The organism is Mucilaginibacter yixingensis, from assembly GCF_041080815.1.
Taxonomy (GTDB): domain Bacteria; phylum Bacteroidota; class Bacteroidia; order Sphingobacteriales; family Sphingobacteriaceae; genus Mucilaginibacter; species Mucilaginibacter yixingensis.
The window spans coordinates 4,427,005-4,448,209 of sequence record NZ_CP160205.1; the positions used below are offsets into that span (position 1 = coordinate 4,427,005).

A 21,205-nucleotide genomic window follows, 5' to 3' on the forward strand; every position below is an offset into this window, starting at 1 on the left:
TAGAACAATGAAAATACAAGTTGGCGTTATTTTTGGCGGCCGCTCGGTAGAGCACGAAATATCTGTAATATCTGCCCAGCAGGCTATGAGCGCGTTTGATAAAAGTGCGTATGCCATCACCCCCATATACATTACCAAAGCCGGCAAATGGTACACCGGCGATGCCTTGATGAATGTAGACAACTACAAAAACCTGGACCAATTGCTGGCCCAGTGTACAGAGATCTACCTGTCGCCTTCTTTTGGCGATTTTAACCTGTACCCGGTTAAAACAGGTCTGTTCGGCAAGAAAGATCTGGGTAAAATTGATGTGGCTTTCCCCGTAATTCACGGCACCAACGGCGAGGATGGCACCCTGCAAGGTCTGCTGGAGCTGAAAGGCATTCCGTTTGTAGGCTGCAACGTACTCTCGAGCGCGGTAGGTATGGACAAGATCATGATGAAGATGGTGCTGAAAGAAAGCGGCTTGCCTGTGGTAGACTATACCTGGTTTACAGACCGTAGCTGGCATACTAATCAAACAGCAATCATTGCCAAAATAAAAGAGATTGGTTTCCCGGTAATTGTAAAACCATCAAACCTGGGTTCAAGCGTGGGCGTGTCTAAAGCAGCGGACGAGAAGCAATTGTTAGACGCTGTTGAACTGGCGGGCAGTTTTTCATCGCGCATCCTGGTAGAGCGCATGGTACAAAACCTGAAAGAGATTAATTGTTCTGTTTTAGGTGATGCCAACGAGCAGGCAGCCTCTGTTTGCGAGGAGCCACTGGGCGCAGGCGACATCCTGAGCTATAAAGATAAATATGTTAACAATGCCAAAGGCGGTGGTTCTAAAGGCATGACCAGCACCAAGCGCCAGATCCCGGCCAACATTCCGGCAGAGTTATCAACCAAAATCCAAACGCTGGCTAAAGAAACCTTCCGCATACTGGATTGCTCGGGCGTATCGCGTATCGACTTTTTGACTGATACTCAAACCGGCGATGTTTATGTAAACGAGATCAACACCATTCCGGGTTCATTATCGTTTTACCTGTGGGAGGCAACCGATAAGAAATTTGATCGCTTGCTGAAAGATATGGTAGACACCGCCATGAAACGTCAGCGCGAACGCCAGAACCTGGTAATGAGCTACAGCGAAAACATCTTCAGCATGAAGACAACCGGCTTGTCTAAAATGGGGAAAGGGTAATACTAACCCCTCCTAAATCCTCCCCTTTGGCAGGACATTAATAGCGACAAGCAGATCCCTCCTTGGGGAGGGGCGCGATGGGATAGCGCGCGGGCAGGGAGGGGTATAGCCGCTAAGCATAATTGATAAGCGACCGGATTAAACCCCTCCCTGCCACTATACAAACCAAACACACCCCTCCCAAGGGAGGGATTAAAAAAAAGCCCTCTCCCTCGGGGAGGGTTGGGAGGTTGTTATGGAAAACTACATCTACATCAATGATCAATTACTGCCGGCGACAGAAGCTACGCTGAACGTGCGCGATCTGGCCATCCAGCGCGGTTATGGCTTGTTTGATTTTTTCAAGACCATTGGCAATCGTCCTATCTTTCTGGATGATCACCTGGATCGTTTTTACCACTCCGCTGATGAAATGGGGTTGGAAATCGCTTTCACCCTCAATGAGTTGAAAGGGATGATCAGTACACTGATTGCAAAAAACAACATTCCCGACTCTGGCATTAAACTGATCCTCACCGGCGGTTATTCTGATGACGGGTTTACGATAACCGGGCCTGCCAACCTGATTATCCAGCAAACACCACTTGTGATCAAAAATCTTTCTGATAGCGGTATCAAACTGATGAGTTACCACTATCAGCGACAGCTGCCATCAGTCAAAAGCATTGATTATGTACAGGCCATCCGTTTGCAGAAACAAATGCGTGAAAGCGGCGTCGGCGAGATTCTGTATTACTACAACAGCATTGTGGGCGAGAGCCCGCGGTCAAACTTTTTCATCGTTACCAATAACGAGATTTTAACGGCAGAGAACAACATTCTGAAAGGCGTGATCCGCGGAAAAATTATGGGACTTAACATTCCCGGCTATACCGTTGCGGAGCGCGATTTTACCATGGACGATCTTTTTGCTGCTAAAGAAGCATTTTTGAGCAGCACCACCCGCCAGGCACATCCTGTGGTTGCCGTTGATGGCCGCCCTATCGGTGATGGCCAGCCCGGACCGGTTGTGCGAGAGATTAATCGTCAGTTGTTTGGGTTGATGGAGAAGGAATAACCGGACACCTTACAGCCCTCTTCCCTGTTCAGGCAATAATATTGACTGTAATATGATCTCCAAAGACTGTTCGCCCGATAGTTTATTGGTATCAATGACAAGATCTGGCTGAACAGGCTCTTCAAATGGAGCAGAAATACCGGTAAAGTCTTTCACCTCTCCGTTGAGCGCTTTTTTATACAAGCCTTTGGGATCTCTGGTCTGGCATACATTTAACGGACATTTCAAATATATTTCGTAGTAAGCCTCGTCGTCGATAATTTCTCTGGCTAATACCCTTAACTCTTCCAGCGGAAGTATAGACGCAACAATAACAACTAGGCCAGCCTGGCTCATCAATTTCGATAGGTGTGCAATGCGTCTTACATTTTCAGAACGGTCTTTTACCGAAAAGCCCAGATCGGCGCAAATCCCTTTGCGCAAAACATCGCCATCTAAAACAAAGCTTTGAACATCTGCTTTGTCAAACGATTCTTTTAGTGCTGTGGCAAGGGTTGATTTCCCCGAGCCCGGTAAGCCCATCAGCCAAATAATCATGGTTGCTTCTTATTATTTATACCTTTCTTCATTTTTTTTATGCGGTAGCGAAGCGTTTCTCTTCAACCTGCAGGTATAGCTCCATCGCCTTTTCGAGGCAGGCTGGTACATCTCCCGTTATTGATTCAACAAAAACCTCTGTGGGTCTTTTTGAGTGATACTGACTGCGCGCAGTCATGGCTGCCAAATCTGTACTGCTTAACGGGGTGTTGGTAAAAGCCGCTATTTTATTGATCAGCGGCATCGGACCTTCGTTGTAATTGACCATTAAACAATTATCGTCCTGAGCTATAATGTTAAGGTATTGCTGAAAATATTTTGCAAGCACCATCCCAATATAAGTATCCAGATCATACATCTCGTCAGGGTTAAATCCAAATACGGCAGGCTCAATAAGGCCCGGTACAGATTGCAGTCCGGGCACTTTTTTTAATGATCTGAAAATTTCGGCCGGATGCCGGTACATCAGCACGAATGGCACCGTTGGATAAAGCGCCCGTAACTGATCGAAGAATAACATATGCCAGCTATCGGTTTTGATAAACAAGCGCTGTTCTTGCCCCGTTCTTACTTGTCCGTAATAGCTAATGGCAGCCCGAAGCAAGTTCAATATTTCCTCGTTTCCAAAGCTTTGACCACGGTAGGGTAAGCGAAGCAAATCATCAAAGAAAGGCACCTCAGGCAGAACAATATGCTGATTTGCGGTAGCAAGCAATTGCGCAATAAGCGTAGAACCACATCTTGATGTATGAAATATCAACGCACCCGGTGAAATGCCCGTAATATTGCCCGACCAATCTTCCATCATCGACAAACTACTTGAAGACGTGAACGAACCAACCCTGCGCTTACTTTTAATCTGCGAAATTGTTTCATCAAAAAAAGGCTTAACAAAAGGTTCCTGACCGGTATTTAACCAGTTGCAAAGCAGCATTCCGTCTTGGTTTTTAAGCCCATACGGAATCCAGTTTTTAAGCGAAAAGTCTTCCATAAGTTAATTAGAGTTACAGGGGTTAGATTCAGCGGCCAGATTTATAAAACCGGAATAAATTATGGAATTTAAATATCATGACCACTATTAATAAATAGATTTTAGCGATGGAAGTTAAAAAATCAAATTTCAAACCTCAGATCATCCCATAAATCCGCTGACCGTAATTCATACAATTGCAACATTTTGGTTATATCGTTACTCAAATCACAACAGTTAACACTTAAAACACGTTGGATAATTATATTTGGGCACACTCCAACTGTGAAACGGAACACGATTAAAATATTAAGCGCCATGTTTTTGCTATTGTGCTTTGCCATTGGGCAGGCCATTGTAATTACGCACGCGCATAATCGTACCGAACAAAGCAGCAAGCCTTCAAAAAGCGGATCGCAGGAAGATAACTGTAAGATCTGTCAATTGAGCCATGCTTTCACGGCCATTGTTTCGCTGCAACATTTTTCTTTTACCATTCAGAGCAGTCATTACACATATGCGGTAGTTGCCCAGGCACAGTATCACCGCATACTAATGCTCTTCGCGTTTGATCGCGGTCCTCCGGTTGTTTAACTGCACTTTCTCTATTTGCGGCGTTTTACTAAACGTACGCGCATTCAACCTGTCTTATTGTTTTTATATCAGTTAAATACTAGAAAATGAAATTGAAATCTGTATGCAGCTTTCTATTAGCTGTCATCCTCCCTATATTTTTATATGGCCACGCCATGGCCACCGAGCTTAGCGGCAAAGTAACCGACTCACAAAGCAAACAAGGTGTACCCGGAGCAACCGTTACCATTGCCCAATTGCGTTTAACCACCGTGGCAGATGTTAACGGCAATTATACCTTCCGCTCGTTACCATCTAAAGGTCGTTTTTTGGTAGAGGCCCGCTCTGTAGGCTATAAATCTATCATCAAAACGGTTGATGTTTCAACCGGCGGCTCGCTTGATTTTTCGCTATCGCCAAGCATTGTAGAAACCCGCGAAGTGGTCATTACCGGCACACCTATCACCGGTAACAGCAAAAGCAACAGTACTTCGGCAGCCAGTGTGTCTAAAGACCAATTGCTTTCGGCATCCTCAACTAACCTGATCGACGCCTTGTCTAAACAGGTGCCGGGGGTTGGCCAGATTACCACCGGTGGTGCTATTTCTAAGCCGGTTATCCGCGGTTTGAGTTATAACCGCGTGGTTACCCTGTCTGACGGTGTGAAACAAGAAGGCCAGCAATGGGGCGATGAGCACGGGCTGGAGATTGACCAAAATCAAGGCGACCGTGTAGAGGTGCTGCGCGGTGCATCATCGTTACTATATGGATCTGACGCTATTGGCGGTGTGGTAAACATTCTGGAGCCACTAGCGCCTGCGGAAGGCCATATTAAAGGCGAAGTATTATCAAGCTATGCTACCAACAACGGATTGAGCAATAACTCGGTGATGTTAACCGGTAACCAAGGCGGTTTTGTATGGCGCGGCCGTGCATCATACCAAAACGCCTATGATTTTAAAACACCCGATGGCTATTACATCAACAGTGGCTTTAACAATACCAGCTTGAGCGGCATGTTGGGTTTAAATAAATCATGGGGCTACTCGCATTTAAACTTCTCTTACTTTAAGAACAACATCGGTTTCTATGATTCAGATCCGGGCGACCCGCTGTATACTACCGATGGCACCAACCGCACGCTGGATTATCCCCGTCAAGACATCCGCCACTACAAACTGGCCATGAACAATAACTTCCTCATCGGTACCGGCTCTTTAAAGCTCGATCTGGGTTATCAGAAAAACCAGCGTCGTGAGCTAGACAGTCCAACTCCTGCATTATTCTTCGATTTGAATACCTACTCGCTGGATGCTAAATATTACCTGCCCGAGGGCAACGGCTGGCAGCCGATTATTGGTCTGAGCACATCTGACGAGCATAGCCTGAACAAAGGCACCGAGTTTCTGGTACCAGCTTATGATCAGTTTGCTATAGGCGCGTTTGGTTATGCTAAAAAAACATGGAACGAGAATAACACCTTCAACCTTGGTTTACGCTATGATTATATTAACAACAACGGCAAAGCATTCAGCGTCGATGGTGAGCAGAAGTTTACAGGCTTTAAAAACAGCTTCAGTAATTTGAGCGGAGCGCTGGGCTATACCCATGTGTTTAGCGAAGGCTTGAACTTTAAGGCTAACGCCGGATCGGCCTTCCGTGCGCCAAACCCAGCAGAGCTGGGCTCTAACGGTGTACACGAAGGTACCTCACGTTATGAGATAGGAAATCCAAATCTTTCGCCCGAGCGCAGCTACCAGGCTGATGCAACACTGGAGTTTGACGCCGGGATGCTGAACGGCAGCTTTGGTGTGTACGAAAACTATATCCACGATTATATTTATGCATCAGCCCACAAAGGCGACCAGATTACCGTAATCAATGACAGCGGCAACAGCCAAACATTTGATGTTTATCGCTACGGCCAGGTAAATGCCAATCTGTACGGCGTGGAGGGTAGCCTCAACCTGCATCCAACAAAATTCCTGCACCTGGATAACACTTATTCTTATACCCATGCAGAAAACCGCTCGTTCGACCGCCCACTGCCGCTTATTCCGGCGGGTGTGATCCATAACACGTTGCGTTTTGAGCCGAAAATAAAAGCGCTGAAAGATTTCTATGCGTCGGTAGGTCTGGATAATTACTTCAAGCAGTACCGCATTGACGACACGTTTGAAACCCCAACAAATGCTTACACACTGATCAACGCTGGTATTGGCGCTACCTTTAAACTGGGCGCCCAGCCACTCAAAATCTATGTATCGGGTAACAACCTCACCAACAAAGCGTACTACGATGCGTTGAACCGTTTGCGCCCGGGCCGTCTGTCGCAGGAAGATCCTACTTACGGCGTGCTTAACCCAGGCCGTAACATTACCTTCGGCTTCTATCTGCCGTTGAATATTAAGTAAGGCCTTAATAACATACCCACCACCATGTCATGCTGAGGAACGAAGCATCTCTGATGCAAATCTAGATTGATTGTCTGCAAAGATGCTTCGTTCCTCAGCATGACATAGCTTAAAATAACGACCAGGCCCCGCAATTGCGGGGCCTGGTCGTTTATGAGTATTAACAAATTGTTTAGCGCTTTTATTTATTGTTTTTTATAAATAATTTCAGCCAACAATCACCACGCGGTACAACAGCCCCGGTTAAACTGCGCTTAAACCTTCTAACCTCCGATGATCAACAATGTGATCTTAGATGTTGCCATTGGCATCGTTTTCATTTTTTTATTGTACAGTCTGCTCGCTACTTCCATCCAGGAAGCCATTGCTACCATACTGGCCCTGCGTGCCCGTACCCTGAAAGACGGTATTGTAAACGGGATGCTTTGCAACACGCCTGATATTTCTAAATGGCAATCCATCATCAGAGGCATCGGCGGCTTTTTTAAGGAGATCTGGTACCTCATCCCATTTGTTAAACGCCCGGCAGTAGAACAGCCGAAACTTGGCCATTTATTTTACGATCATCCGCTGATTAAAAATTATGGCGCCAACCAGGTTTTCCCAACGCCGTCCTACATCCCCACGCCAAACTTCTCGGCCGTACTGGTTGATATCCTGAAGGACGATTTCAACAACAAGTTAGATGCCATTGCCGCGTATCAGGTAAAAAAGCAGGGCAACAACACAGCCACAGATCAGGTAAAGCAAGCACTGCAAAGCCTCAATGATTTTGACAAGATCAAAACGCTGTTACAATATTATATTGGTGAGTTTGAGCAAATTCCCGTTGTTCACCGCTTTATTGAAACCGATACATTAAAGGTGCTGATGATGCACCTTAACAATAGTAAAAACGACCTTGAGTTGTTTGAACAGAAACTAGAAACCTGGTTTGATGATAGCATGAACCGGGTATCTGGCTGGTACAAACGTCGCACCCAGGTTATTCTTTTTGTTATTGGTATTTTCCTGGCCGTTACCTTTAACGTGGATGTGATTGACATTGCAGGCAAGTTATCTACCGATAAAGACGCGCGCGACCAGTTGGTGCAACTCTCTGTTAAACAGGCTGACGCCTACAAAGACGATCCACGGGTAAAACGTTTAACCGCCGGCACCGACAGTATTGCGAAAGACACAGCCGCCCTGAAGGCAATACAGGCAGGATATCAAAAGCACCTTGATGAAGCCAAACACACCATAGACTCTGGCGTAGTACGTGCCAACCAGATCCTGGCCTTAGGCTGGGGCGATTATGGCATGAAGAAAGACAGCGCTAAAGCGCTCGCCGAGTTTAAGCGCAGCAAAGAAAACCGTAAAGCGGTAGTAAACAACCTGGATACGCTGGTACTGCAACTGAGCCACACCACCAACCCTGCCGAGCAAGCCTGCCTGGCAGATACCATGAAAAAATATGCCGATGCCAACACCGGCTGGCTTACCCGTCGCGTGGTTGACACTTTTTATGTGGTACATGGCAGATACACACAGGCTTTGTTAGCATCCAAAAAAGACTCATCACTAAAAGCTCCGGTTAACCCAACGGCTGCTTTTATCAGCAAATATAACGCCGCAAAAAACCAGGCCATACTACATCACATCTATAACCAGTGGGGAGGCATTCGCAAGCTGAAATACGTTATTGTGCAGTGCTTTGATGCCAAGAAATTCCTTGGTTTCTTGCTAACGGCCTTTGCCGTTTGCCTGGGGGCGCCATTTTGGTTTGATACCCTCAACAAGCTTATCAAACTACGCGCAGCGGGTAAGAAAGAAGATGCATCGGATGATAACAGTAACTCCGACAAATCATCAACAGCTACAACAAAGCCAGTGCAAATTACCGTTGTATCGCATCCGGCAGCAGCGGGGCTGTAAGGGGGTTATAACTAAAACACTTTTGTCATTCCGAACGGAGTGAGGGATCTTTTCGAGCATGCGTCCCATCTGATCGCTCCGAAAAGATCTCTCCCTACGGTCGAGATGACAGACCTATGTGCTGATTACCACTCCAGCCGCATCACATAATCATTCATCCAATACGGACCGATAGGTACATCCTCCTCATAAACTACAGCAAAACCCACTTTCTCGTAAAAGCTGCGGGCTTTATTGTAACGGTTCACGTTTAAGTCGAGCGTATGTTTGCCGGCAGCTTTAGTCTGATCAATCACTGCGTTGATGAGTATTTTGCCGTAGCCTTTGCCCTGCGTTTCGGGTAGGCAGTAGAGTTTGTGCAACTTATAAATGTCGGCATCCTCCTCGCGTGGGGAGTAACCGGCAAAGGCTACGGCCCTACCCTGTTCTTCCAGCAACAAGTAAGTTTGCGTGCCGTTGTCTAACTGGGCCGATATTTTCTCAGACGCATAGATTTCTTTCAGCATAAAACTGATCTGCTCCTCTTCCAGGATGGCTGAATAGGTAGCCCACCAAGTATCATTAGCTATGGTTCTGATGGTTTCGGTATCTGCAACGGTTGCTTTTCTGATGCTGTACATGCCCAAATATAATAGAACCAGAATGCAACGGATTGACAGGATTGACAGGATTTTGTCATTAACCGTAAAACCTTTCGCCTTTATCCTTTCAGCTTTCAGCTCACAAAACTATCTTCGTAAAAGCATGAACCGCAACCTGCAGCAACTTTTTGATATCGCACAAAAACCGGAGCGACTGGCCGTTGGCCTCATGTCGGGCACCTCGCTTGACGGACTCGATATTGCCCTATGCCGTTTCAGCGGGCATGACATGAGCACCCGGTTCGACTTGGTTAATTTTATGACAGTGCCTTATGGCGATGATTATAAAAAAGACATTCAGCAGATCTTTGCTAAAAAACAGGTTGATCTGGAGAAGCTTTGCCTGCTCAATGCTTATACCGGCAGCTTCCATGCGCAGCTGATATTGGATACTTTGCGACAATGGCACATAGAGCGTAAAGAGGTGGATTTTATTGCCAGTCACGGGCAGACCATTTACCATGCACCTAAACGCTTGCATGGTTTACCCAACTATCCGAACGCTACCTTACAGATTGGCGACGCTGATCATATTGCCGTAAAAACGGGCATCATCACCATCAGTGATTTCCGTCAGAAACATATTGCCGCCGGTGGTGAGGGCGCGCCATTAGCCTTATATGGCGACGTAATTTTGGGCAGCAAACAGGGCGAGAACCGCATTTTGCTCAATATTGGTGGTATTGCCAATTTAACATGGTTACCAGGCAACAGTAACGGCGCCGAAGTGGTTTGTACCGATATCGGCCCGGGCAATACTTTGATTGATGCAGCTTGTCGCGAATTTTTTAATAAAGCTTTTGATGAAGATTCGGCTATCGCTTTTTCAGGAAAGGTGAATAACGATCTGTTGCAAGCCTTACTAGTTCATCCTTTCTTTAAAGAAGCTGCGCCCAAAACCACGGGGCCAGAACTTTTTAATCTGGAATATGTAAAACAGGCGCAACAAACATCAAATACAACCCATATTTCTGCAAATGATCTGGTTGCAACATTGAGCGCTTTAACCGCGCAAAGTATCAACACTTTTATCAGCAATAGTTTTATCGATGTTGATCATATTTTGCTGAGCGGCGGTGGCGCACGTAACCCGTTTGTAGTAAATCAGCTGCAGCAAAACTTCCCGGATAAAATTGGCAATACGGCCGATTTGGGTATTGATCCTGATGCTAAAGAAGCTATCTTGTTTGCCTTGCTGGGCAATGAAGCGCTTTGTGGCGAGCCATTGGTTATTGGTAATAATCCCGCGGTGTTGATGGGGAAATTTAGTTTTCCTTTTTAGTCCGAAAGATAAGTTGGACCATACTCCAACCTTTCTAATAACTTTCGGACTTTTCCGACTTCCGGTCTTCCGGACTCCCTACAAAATCTTATACACCTCCATCATACAGCTGGCATCATCCAGCGCCCATTTAAAATCCATCCACTCCTCGCGGGTAAAGGCAAAGCTGATGCTATCCTCCGGACTACGCAGTACCGCGCGATCGGCACCATCGGGGAAGGGTAACGAGCGCTCGTCAAACTCCAGGTCGTACACAAATTTCTTGAACGCATTGAACCGCGACATATTAAACGTAAACAGCAGGTTATTTTGCCATATATATACCACTTTGCACTCGGCGCACTGACTAATCAGCGCGGTACCGTGCGTTGCTAATACTCTTGTTTCGCACATTTGAGTAGATGCTATTTTAAGGTTGAAACTTGAATGTTTAACGGTTCAGGTTGATACACTACGCAGTCGGCGCCAGCTGTTTATGATGCCTGATCCGCGGATCGCGCTTCTTTTTGTTGCGCTTGCCTAACCAAACAACAAAACCGGTAACCGGCAAACTTGCGCAGATCAGGCTGGCAAAAAAGGCAATCACCTTGCCGGGGAAACCCAGTATCTGGCCCACGTGGATATCATAATTGGCGGCGTTCATTTTCTCGCCCGCACTCTTCTTTTGGTGCGGCAAATATTTTAACACCTTACCGGTAAACTGATCAAACTGATAACTATCATACCGGTAAAAATGCATGGAAGAATAATATGCCGTAACGTAGGTAGTAGCAGCTGGCGTTTTACGATCAGCCTCGCTGATGTAGAACATCTCGGCTTGCGGGGTTTGGCGCTGCACTTGTTCAAAAGCTCGATCTGTAATCGAAGCATCATACGGCAGACTCTTTTTTGTTGAATCAGACTTTGGCTGATACTTTTCTACCGCATAACTTTTACCCAGATTGGTGGTTTTATAAACCGCATCGCTCATCCAGTTAAACGCAATACAAAGACCGGTAAGCGCCAATACTAAAGAGATACTAAAAGCATAAAAACCCAGCACATTGTGCAAATCATAATTTACCCTGCGCCAGCGACCGTTCCATTTGATAGTCAGGCTGCGCTTGCGATCTGATTTACGTTTGGGCCACCACAGCACCATGCCGGTTATCAGCAGCACCACAAAAACAATCACCGAAATACCCACCACCAGCTGACCGATCTTGGGCGGAAGCAACAGATACAGGTGGATATATTCAACCACGATAAAGAAATTGCGGGTGATATCTTCATCGTGCAGATACCGCCCGCTGTAGGGGTTTATGTACACATAGCGATTGGTCTTTTGCGCGGTCGTTACCATCACCAAAGCCGGGCGGTCTTTGCCATAATAGGCCATAAACCCGGTAGTTCCTTTCGGGAATTGTTTCAGCGCAGCTTGTTTCAGCTCACTTGGTGCTAAATAAGACTTATGCTCAATCTCAACATGGCGATAACTTTTAAAAGCATCCTGCAACTCATCCTGAAAAACAAACAAACAGCCCGTTATGCTCACAATAAATACCACCAGCCCGGATATAAACCCGAGCCAGCGGTGTAAAAACAATATTGTTTTTTTAAATGGTGTCATTACTAATTAAAAGCGGAAGGCAAAACTGGCAATTATCTGTCTTAACATTTGGGGGTTTACGGTGCCGTAGCCGGTGTACCATTTCTGGTTAGTAAAGTTGTTTACGCTCAAGCCGATGCGATAATCGCCCTTATCATAAAATGCGGTAGAGTTCAACACAGTGTAGCTTGGCAGGGTAAACACATTGGTCTCACCAGTTAATACCGTTTTGCCATTTACAATTGCTGTTACTCTGTTATTTACCACCTTATTGGCATTAGCGTAATTACCGCCCACACCAACACCCAAACCTTTCAATGCCGGGTTCTGGAAACGGTAGCTTACCCACAGGTTAGCTGTGAACGGCGAGCCCGCGGTTATTGGGCGCAAACCTTCTACATCAATAGTAGAGTTTTGCAGCTTAGAATCATTATAGGCCAAACCGGCTACTACGTTAACACCTTGCAGAGGATTAGCAATTACTTCGGCTTCTAAACCGCGGCTCACCTGGGTACCATCTTGTTTGCTAAAGTTGGCATGCTCGGTGTCTGGACGTACAATATCTTTTACCTTAATGTTGTAATAGCTTACGGTACCGCTCAGTAAACCGTCAATTACATCAAACTTCACACCGCCCTCTATTTGGTTGGCTTGCTCTGGCTTGAAAGGTTTAAGGTCATACCCCTGGCCGGTAACATTGGTAAAACCGTTCTGATAATTGGCAAACAATGATACCTTGTCCTTAACCAGTTGGTAAACCAACCCAAATTTTGGCGCGAAAGCCGTTTGCTTATAACCGCCGGAAGTGATACCGGTAGATGCATCTTCCAAACCCTGATAGTCAAAACGATCTATACGGATAGCGGCAGAAGCGATTAACCTGTCGGTGATATTCAGCACATCAGACAAGTAGGCACTGTAGGTGTTTGATTTTGATACTACCGGATAATGGAAAGTGTTTTTGCTGGTATCGTAAACAGCCGTCATGCCCGCGGCATTAAAGCTGCCGTAGTCGTAGGTTGAGCTATTGATGGGTGCAATATCAAATGCATCGCTCAGGAAATGCTGATCTGAGTTGATGCGGGTGAAATCCAGACCCAATACTACGCGGTTACGCAAGCCGGCAATCTTGAAATCGCCATTAAAGTTCTGCTGAACCTCGGTAATAGCCTGTTTACTATTTTGGGTTGATTGATCCTGACGGTAGATCTGGTTACCCGGCAGCAGATAAAAGTACGGACCAAAGCCGTTAGAAAAACTGCGACCGTAAGTATAGTTTGTTTGCGATATAAAGTGATCTGAGATTTTATAAGTCATCTGTCCGAAGTAGTTGGTGCTTACGCTGCGCTGATTCAGGTCTTTGCTGAAGTATGATTTGGTATAATCTATAGGCAACTGATCTGCAGAAGTATAGCCTAACTGCGAAATATTAGTACCATACGGGAAGAAGTAAATAGTGTTCAACGCATTGCGGCTGTAGAACAACTCGGCATCAAACAGGAACGACAAACGATTGCTGGCTTTGATAGATAAGCTTGGCGCAAAAGACCAGCCCTTGTTAAAGCCTGCATCCTGGAAACTACCTTGATTATTGTAAGCAGAGTTAAGGCGGAACAGCACCGTTTTATCTTTAGTAAGCGGCGTGTTTACATCGATGGTTGCACGGTTAAGGCCGTAGCTGCCGCCAAAGTAAGATACCTCGCCGCCAAAGTTTTCGTAAGGTTTTTTGGTGACGCGATTAATCAAACCACCATAAGTTACTTTGGTGCTACCAAACAAGGTGGCAGATGGGCCTTTAATTACCTCAATACGCTCCAGGTTAAAGGCGTCAATAGTATTGGTTACCAGACCAGATACGCCATTACGCAAGGCTGTCTGCGTAGCAAAACCACGCAACACAAAATAACCACCGCCGTCGCCACCGCGACCGGTAGCATCCCACATTTTTTGAATGCCGGGCGCATTTTTCAAAGCATCATCAACGGTAAAAAGGTTTTCCTCTGTCAGCAATTCGCGACTGATGGTAGTATACGATTGCGCGTTCTCCAGGTTGGCCAGCGGCATCTTGGCCACGTTCTCGCTTTGCTTTCTTTTAAAGCGATTCACCTTGGTACCAGATACGTTTACCTCTTGCAAGGAACTATTTTTCAGATTGATGGTAATGGTATTTACATTAGCTGTTCCACCTGCGGCAACTGTAACATTGGTTTCTACAGGCTGGCGACCGATGTGCGATGCAACCAGTGTATAGGTGCCCGCTGGTGCTTTAATGACATAAGTGCCGTCTTCGCCGGTTACCGCACCGTATGGTGTATTTTTTAACCCTACCGATACGTTGTCGGCCGGCTTGCCTTCGGTGGTTATTATTTTACCTTTTAGGGTGCCTTTGCCCGTTTGAGCCTGCACAGCCACAGTGGCCAGCGTAAAAAGCATCAGGAAAATCAGAGAGTAAAGCTTCGATTGATTCATTTATTTTATTTAGACTAATTACAAACAATGGCAAAGGTAAGGACATATCTCACAATCGCAAGCATTATTTATATTTATTCCAAATAAGACTTATAAGGGTGTTATCTAAGCAGTATCAGCACTTCAAAACCATTGGCTCATTTGTTAGTTCCGAGGGTTTGTGCTTCTTAAGATGACCATCGGTATGATGCATCATCATACGCACCTCTTTGAAACGCGAAGTAAACGTCCCCTCCACTGTTGATAACGTAACCAATTGCTGTGCCGGGTCAAAACTGATAGTACGTTTATAGAAGGCGCCCTTTTCATAATCATAGGTAGCGCCGTCATCTTCATAATAAGTAAACTCAGTGGCTTGCGGGCCATCCCAAATGTGTAGTTCCAGCATACCATCGCCGGGCTCGGCAGTGTTCTGAACAACGCTCTGCATCGGGATGATAGCCCCCGCTCTAATAAATACCGGAAGATCGGTAAGCGGAGCGTCGGCCTTTACTACGTCACCGCCCTTTATAGCTTCTCCGCTGCTGAAGCGATACCAATTCCCCGCGGGCAGGTATACTTTAACCTTCTTCGCCACGCTTTCCGCCGGAGCCACCAGCATGTTATCGCCAAACATAAACTGGTTCTGGTAAGCCTCATTATATACGTTAAAATCAAACGGATGTTCAATGGCAAGCGTGCGACAAACCGGTAATCCCGTTTGCGCCGATTGGTAAAACGCCGAGTACAAATAAGGTAGCAAACGATAACGCTGTTCAATATCCTTACGGATGATCGTCTCATTATCCCTGCCCCACTCCCACGGCTCACGACGCACCGTACCAATCATAGCGTGATTGCGGAACATGGGCGTATAAACGCCCAGCGAGTTCCAACGCACCATTAGCTCTGGTGTTGGGTTGCCGCTAAAACCGCCAATATCTACACCAGTGAAAGATACGCCGGTTATACCCAGACTATTTACCAATCGTGCCCCTAATAGCATGTGGGCATCGTTGGCCGTGTTATCACCTGTCCACACGGCAGAGTAACGTTGAATACCTGCGTAAGCCGCCCTTGTAAGTACAAATGGCCGCTTGCCTTTCAACAATTTCCTGGTGCCATCATACGTTCCGCGAGACATTTGGTGACCATATACGTTGCGAACCTCGCTCAGTGGTTTATCACCAAATTTCACAATCGGAGGGATATTTTGGCCCCAGGCCGCGGGCTCGTTCATATCGTTCCAGAAACCTTCTACTCCAGGCTCCGTCAACGCGCTGAATGACTTGCCCCACCACTCGCGCACATCGGCCCGGTAAAAGTCGGGAAAGTGGCAGCGCCCAGGCCATACCTCGCCGGTGTATAGATCACCGTTGACGTATTTAGCGAAATAGTTTTTCTTTATACCATCATCATACTGCTTATAAGTTTTATCTATCTTAATTCCAGGATCAACAATGATCACCAATTTAAAGCCCAACTGCTTCAACTCATCCAGCATCGCCTTAGGGTCTTCAAAGGTTTCCTTATTCCAGGTAAAGATCTTGTACCCATCCATGTAATCAATATCACAATACATCACATCCGCCGGGATCTTCTTTTTACGGAATTTACCGGCCACCTTCAGTACCTCCTTAGCACTCATATAACTCCAGCGACATTGCTGATAGCCCAGGCTCCATAACGGTGGCATCTCCATGCGACCGGTTAGCCAGGTATAATCCTGAATAATCTTCGCCACGCCCTGCGCGCCGAAGAAGTAGTAGTTCAGATCGCCACCATCCGCCGCCATCCAATACATTTTATGATCTGTACTGGCACCAAAATCAAAGTAAGTTCTATGCGTGTTATCCAGAAAAAGGCCGTAAGTCTCCTTACCGTGTAGTCCGATAAAAAAGGGAAAAGTTTTATAAAGCGGGTCGGTCTTCGGGCCGTAATCAACCGCGTCGGTATTCCAATTTACGTAGGCTTGCCCCCGCCTATCCAGCGGACCAGTCTTTTCGCCTAAACCAATAAAACGCGCGTCCGGCTGCATTTTGCGGTAGTTGCTCCATTTAGCATCATCCCATACGGTACCAAAGCGTTCGTAATCACCATCCAGCCAGCAACCATCAGCGGTATAAAAATTAAATTGCAGGCTTTGCGGGTTGATCTTTAACACCAACGCCCCGGTATCCACCACCGTCAAACCATCTTTTTCTTTTACGCTGATGTTGGCCTGAGGTTGTTGGATCACGGCAAACGACTCATCAGCCTCATTGAACTTTTTGCTGATATTGACACGGATAATCGTGGGCGAATAAACCCAAACCCTGGCCTCGGCATGTGCCGATTTTATGATCAAACAGTTATCCTTTGCTTCGTTATTCTTGGTCTTTTTGGTTGCTTTGGCTGGCATCATTTTCACTTTTTATTCAGATGAATAACGATTGGCGTTGGATATCGTTTGGAAAAGCACACAACAAACTGACGGTGGCCAGAGGCCGCGAGATAGCGGTCACTCGGCTGGAGCCGAGCGACTGCAAGAAAATAGAAGCGGGAAGAATGCGGCTTTGCCGTATTCTTCCCGCTTTGAACTATCGCAATCGCTCGCGTCTTCGCGAGTGATGACTATCCTGCGGCCTCTGGCCGCCGTCATCAAGTTAAGCCGCAACTACTCCCTCGGCGCCTCCCCCGTCACCTTTAAAGTCTCGCCCTTATCATCTATATAATAAAAATGCGGCTGAGCCTCGCGGTTATTGGGCGTATGCAGCGCCATCAGCAACTTGCCATCAAAGGAGTGGAAAAGCATACCATGACCGCCGTCTTTATCAAACAACGGCGTATTATCATGATGCCACGGACCGGCCAGTTTGCCAGAGTCTGATATGGCCACGCCAACCGTGTAACCGCTATTGGTAAAGCTAGACCAGATCATCATCAACTTGCCCGATTTACTTTTGTACAGGTATGGCCCGTCTGTCACATAACACCCCTCTGTTGGTGAAGGCCTTGGCCATTTGGCAAAGCTGGCTCTGAACATCAGTTTTGGTTTATCAACAGCTTCAGACAGATCGTCTTTTAGCGGCAGGTATTCGATGGTGCCGTTTGAGATTTGTACCCACTCATGTGCAAAAACCATATAGGGTTTGCCATCTTCTACCCAAAACGTACCGTCTAACGTAATCAAGTCTGGCGATGGTGTGGAATGGTTAAGGAAAGCCTTGAACGGACCAGTCGGCGAGTCGCCCACAAGAATTGTAGAGCCACGCACTACACGCGGGCGCCAGTTATCCCATTGTTCGGGCAGTAGTTTATTGGTGCTAAAAGTGAGGAACAGGTAATATTTACCGTTGTAGGCATGCATCTCTGGCGCCCAAATAGCGTTGATGGGTGCGCCGGGCCAAAGGTCAGGCGGGGTGCGATATACCTCCTTCGGGCCAGTCCAGTTGACCAGGTCTTTACTGATGTACTCTACCACTGTAGCTTGCCTACCGGCACCTATCATGTAGTAAGTGCCGCTGGCTTTATCGGCCAATACGCAAACATCACGCAGGCGTATATCTTTTAGTTTTTGCTCACTCGATTGCAGCGGCGCTTGTTGTGCCGATACATTCAGGACGGTAACAGCCAATAATCCGACCAGGGCGCCGAAGATCAGGTTTTTCATACGTTGGTTTTAATTGGTAAAAGTGGTTGATCTAATGTAAGTCAAAAGTTTGCAACCGCTATCCTGCTCTGTGTTGCCGGCTAATATTGTGTCAGCACATTATACCGGCGTCAAAAAACGACAATTGCTGTAGTGGCGTCGACGAATCATCAATCTATCGCTACCAAACCTGCAAACAGGTGATTTTAACCGCATTAACACCCTCGTCGATAACTTAACGGCTTTCATCTACCTTATTTATAGTATAGTCTACTATCCAAAACCGGCACGAAAATAGTTCGTTGATTTGGGTATTGAAACAATTATCAATGCACCGGTAAGTTTTAAGATTATGAAAAAGTTAGTAAAAACATCAGCCTTATTTATAGTAGCACTTTTAGTAGGCGCAGCTGCTTACGCCAAAAACAATGGCGGCCCTGTTAAAGCCAAAAACATGGTAATATTTACCACATTACCTGATGCGGACGGCGTTCACCTGGCCATTCGCAAAGTTGGCGAGGGCGCATCAGAAGTTACCATTACCAACGCCAGTGGCGATGTGGTGATGAAAGAATCGCTTTCTAAAACCGATCCGGTTATTCGCCAGGATTACAATTTTGACGGGATGGACGATGGCAATTACACCATCGAGGTAAATAATAACGGCCAGATAGCCAAAAAGACTGTACATGTGTACAACGACGAGAACGACCAGAAGGTGTCGCTCCACGCCGAGTAAAGACTGTTTTATCAGGTAAGTTTTAATTGAAAAATCCCGGCTCACGCAAGGTGGCCGGGATTTTTACTTATAGCATTAAGAGGCAATTATGCCCAAAGGTTCTCTGGATAAACGCCGTCTTCAATCAGCTTAGAAATGCTGGCTTGTACAATAGGCTTATCTTCTTTATAAGTTACACCGAACCATTTTTGTGAGGTTGGGATAACTTTGAAAGATGCAGTACCGCTCTTGATCAGCTTATCAGCTACCAGCGGAATAAAGAACTCAGCTTTAGGATTGTTCTCGTTAGCAGCTACAAACTCTCTGAACATCTCTTCGCTCTGACCGAAGATATCAGGAGTAAAGCCCCAGAAGTTCATAGATACACGGGTATCTTCGCTTAACTGATGCTCTTCGCCGTTCTCTTTGTAGTAGATATCGCCGTCGTCTTTAAAGTAAACTTCGGTACGTTCGTTGATCTCTACCATGTTGCCGCCGTCATCAACTTTACAAACACCGCGAGATACTGAACCGTAGTCTGACAGGGTTTTACCAATCTGGTAACCTACCAGCGAGTATTTGTCGCCAGCTGCTTCGTTAGTTAAAAACTGAGCCATGTTAGCAAATGCCTCGTAACCATAAAAGTCATCAGCGTTAATTACGCAGAAGGGCTCTTTTACCTGGTTGCGGGCAGCAAGCACAGCGTGTGCAGTACCCCATGGTTTTGCGCGCTCAATTTCTTTATCAATTCCGAAAGGCTTAAGATCATAGCTTTGGAAAACGTAATCGGTTTCTACACGACCATTCAGTTTCGGTTCGAATTTCTCTTTGAAAGCCTCGGCAAATTCTTCACGGATGATGAAGCTTACTTTACCGAAACCTGCTTTGATAGCGTCATAGATGGAATAGTCGATGATGGTTTCGCCGTTAGGACCAAAACCGTCTACCTGTTTCATGCTTCCGTAGCGGCTGGCCATACCTGCGGCCAATATCAATAACGTTGGTTTCATTTGAGGATGTGTGATTGTTTTATAATTATCTCTATGGTTTTATTTGATGTATCTGAAATCCTGACCGGCTTCAATGCTCAACAGCGCCTGATAGATCATTCTGATCACATTGTCCACATCTTCTTTGTGAATCATCTCTACCGTGGTATGCATATAACGCAACGGCAACGAGATCAGGGCCGATGGCACGCCATCGTTAGAATAGGCAAAAGCATCGGTATCTGTACCCGTAGAGCGCGATGATGCCTGACGCTGGAACGGAATCTCCGCTTTCTGCGCAGCTTCAATCAGTAATTTATTCAGATTATTTTGCACAGCAGGTGCGTATGATACTACCGGACCACGACCGCAAGCCAGATCGCCCTGGGTAATCTTGTTGATCATCGGGGTTTGGGTGTCATGCGTAACGTCGGTTACAATAGCCACGTTCGGTTTAATTTTGTGAGCAATCATCTCTGCGCCACGCAGGCCAATTTCTTCCTGTACGGCGTTAACAATGTACAGACCGAAAGGCAGCTTTACGTTGTTCTCTTTCAGCAAACGGGCAACCTCGGCAATCATAAAACCACCGGCACGGTTATCCAGCGCACGACCGACATAGTAGCGGTCATTTAGCACCATAAACTCGTCCTCGTAAGTAATAACGCAACCTACGTGGATGCCCATTTCCTCAACTTCGGCTTTAGTAGTGCAGCCGCAGTCAAGGAAAATATTTTTAAGTGATGGCGCTTCCTCTTTCTCGCCACCCAGGCGGGTGTGGATAGCAGGCCAGCCGAAAACAGCTTTAACTATGCCTTTATCTGTATGGATGTTTACGCGTTTTGACGGCGCTATCTGATGATCAGAACCACCGTTGCGGATCACGTAGATCAAACCATCGCTGGTAATGTAGTTTACAAACCATGAAATCTCATCAGCATGAGCCTCAATCACTACTTTGTACTCGGCCTCTGGGTTGATAATACCAACTGCCGTACCGTAGTTATCTACGTAATGCGTATCGATATATGGCTTAAGATAATCTAACCAAAGCTCCTGCCCTTTCCACTCGAAACCGGTAGGTGAAGGATTGTTGATGTAGTTTTCAAAGAATTTCAGCGAGGCCTCATTCACAACCGGCACGTGCGGTTTTTTATCTTCTTGTTCTTCAGATTTCTTCTTAGACATAGTGCTTTTTTAGGTATAACACGTTGGCCACAAATATAACAAACCAACGGATAACGTTATGAT

The 21,205-nt window shown here is 46.3% G+C and carries 17 protein-coding genes; 7 read left to right on the plus strand and 10 right to left on the minus strand.

From position 1 onward, the window contains the following. Positions 1–7 precede the first annotated feature (7 nt). Positions 8–1,189 (plus strand): D-alanine--D-alanine ligase family protein, encoded by a 1,182-nt coding sequence (locus ABZR88_RS18145; RefSeq protein WP_107827375.1) that lies wholly within the window; start codon positions 8–10, stop codon positions 1,187–1,189. A 235-nt stretch (positions 1,190–1,424) separates the two neighbouring features. Further along, positions 1,425–2,246: an aminotransferase class IV gene (locus tag ABZR88_RS18150; RefSeq protein ID WP_107827376.1), complete on the plus strand. Its 822-nt coding sequence runs from the start codon at positions 1,425–1,427 to the stop codon at positions 2,244–2,246. A 9-nt stretch (positions 2,247–2,255) separates the two neighbouring features. Here the strand turns inward: ABZR88_RS18150 and cysC are convergent, their stop codons facing one another. Together cysC and ABZR88_RS18160 are read right to left on the minus strand one after the other, a co-directional pair. After that, on the minus strand, positions 2,256–2,783 hold the full coding sequence (gene cysC / locus ABZR88_RS18155; RefSeq protein WP_107827377.1) for an adenylyl-sulfate kinase: 528 nt from the start codon (positions 2,781–2,783) through the stop codon (positions 2,256–2,258). A gap of 37 nt (positions 2,784–2,820) precedes the next feature. Next, a complete protein-coding gene (locus ABZR88_RS18160; RefSeq protein ID WP_107827378.1) occupies positions 2,821–3,774 on the minus strand; it encodes a sulfotransferase in 954 nt (317 codons plus the stop codon). Positions 3,775–4,071: 297 nt separating this feature from the next. On the opposite strand from ABZR88_RS18160, the gene ABZR88_RS18165 reads away from it, so the two are divergent. From ABZR88_RS18165 to ABZR88_RS18175, 3 genes are all read left to right on the plus strand, one after another. After that, positions 4,072–4,347, plus strand: coding sequence for a DUF2946 family protein (locus ABZR88_RS18165; RefSeq protein WP_107827379.1), 276 nt, complete (start codon positions 4,072–4,074; stop codon positions 4,345–4,347). A gap of 86 nt (positions 4,348–4,433) precedes the next feature. Further along, the gene (locus tag ABZR88_RS18170; protein ID WP_107827380.1) at positions 4,434–6,740 is read left to right on the plus strand and encodes a TonB-dependent receptor; all 2,307 of its coding nucleotides are present in this window, start codon (positions 4,434–4,436) and stop codon (positions 6,738–6,740) included. A 273-nt stretch (positions 6,741–7,013) separates the two neighbouring features. Next, on the plus strand, positions 7,014–8,657 hold the full coding sequence (locus tag ABZR88_RS18175) for a hypothetical protein (RefSeq protein WP_107827381.1): 1,644 nt from the start codon (positions 7,014–7,016) through the stop codon (positions 8,655–8,657). 125 nt (positions 8,658–8,782) lie between these two features. On the opposite strand, the gene ABZR88_RS18180 is transcribed toward ABZR88_RS18175, so the two are convergent. After that, positions 8,783–9,277 carry a GNAT family N-acetyltransferase gene (locus ABZR88_RS18180; protein WP_107827382.1) on the minus strand — a complete coding sequence of 165 codons (495 nt, stop codon included), beginning with the start codon at positions 9,275–9,277 and terminating at the stop codon, positions 8,783–8,785. Positions 9,278–9,401: 124 nt separating this feature from the next. Here ABZR88_RS18180 and ABZR88_RS18185 point away from each other — a divergent pair, with 124 nt between their 5' ends. Further along, positions 9,402–10,580, plus strand: coding sequence for an anhydro-N-acetylmuramic acid kinase (locus tag ABZR88_RS18185; RefSeq protein WP_107828019.1), 1,179 nt, complete (start codon positions 9,402–9,404; stop codon positions 10,578–10,580). Positions 10,581–10,658: 78 nt separating this feature from the next. On the opposite strand, the gene ABZR88_RS18190 is transcribed toward ABZR88_RS18185, so the two are convergent. From ABZR88_RS18190 to ABZR88_RS18210, 5 genes are all read right to left on the minus strand, one after another. Further along, complete coding sequence (locus ABZR88_RS18190; RefSeq protein ID WP_107827383.1) at positions 10,659–10,973, minus strand: DUF6686 family protein; 315 nt, start codon at positions 10,971–10,973, stop codon at positions 10,659–10,661. A gap of 58 nt (positions 10,974–11,031) precedes the next feature. Continuing rightward, the gene (locus ABZR88_RS18195) at positions 11,032–12,189 is read right to left on the minus strand and encodes a PepSY domain-containing protein (RefSeq protein WP_107827384.1); all 1,158 of its coding nucleotides are present in this window, start codon (positions 12,187–12,189) and stop codon (positions 11,032–11,034) included. Positions 12,190–12,195: 6 nt separating this feature from the next. Beyond that, positions 12,196–14,637: a TonB-dependent receptor gene (locus ABZR88_RS18200; RefSeq protein ID WP_107827385.1), complete on the minus strand. Its 2,442-nt coding sequence runs from the start codon at positions 14,635–14,637 to the stop codon at positions 12,196–12,198. A 115-nt stretch (positions 14,638–14,752) separates the two neighbouring features. After that, on the minus strand, positions 14,753–17,020 hold the full coding sequence (locus ABZR88_RS18205; protein ID WP_107827386.1) for a glycoside hydrolase family 31 protein: 2,268 nt from the start codon (positions 17,018–17,020) through the stop codon (positions 14,753–14,755). A 252-nt stretch (positions 17,021–17,272) separates the two neighbouring features. Further along, entirely contained in the window at positions 17,273–18,268 is a 996-nt protein-coding gene (locus ABZR88_RS18210) for a glycoside hydrolase family 43 protein (RefSeq protein ID WP_107827387.1), read from the minus strand. Between the two features lie 331 nt (positions 18,269–18,599). Here ABZR88_RS18210 and ABZR88_RS18215 point away from each other — a divergent pair, with 331 nt between their 5' ends. Next, on the plus strand, positions 18,600–18,986 hold the full coding sequence (locus ABZR88_RS18215) for a T9SS type A sorting domain-containing protein (RefSeq protein WP_107827388.1): 387 nt from the start codon (positions 18,600–18,602) through the stop codon (positions 18,984–18,986). Between the two features lie 86 nt (positions 18,987–19,072). Here the strand turns inward: ABZR88_RS18215 and ABZR88_RS18220 are convergent, their stop codons facing one another. Together ABZR88_RS18220 and ABZR88_RS18225 are read right to left on the minus strand one after the other, a co-directional pair. Further along, positions 19,073–19,975, minus strand: coding sequence for a sugar phosphate nucleotidyltransferase (locus ABZR88_RS18220; RefSeq protein ID WP_107827389.1), 903 nt, complete (start codon positions 19,973–19,975; stop codon positions 19,073–19,075). A 39-nt stretch (positions 19,976–20,014) separates the two neighbouring features. Further along, positions 20,015–21,142, minus strand: a complete 1,128-nt coding sequence (locus ABZR88_RS18225; protein WP_107827390.1) for a M42 family metallopeptidase — start codon at positions 21,140–21,142, stop codon at positions 20,015–20,017. Positions 21,143–21,205: the final 63 nt, after the last annotated feature.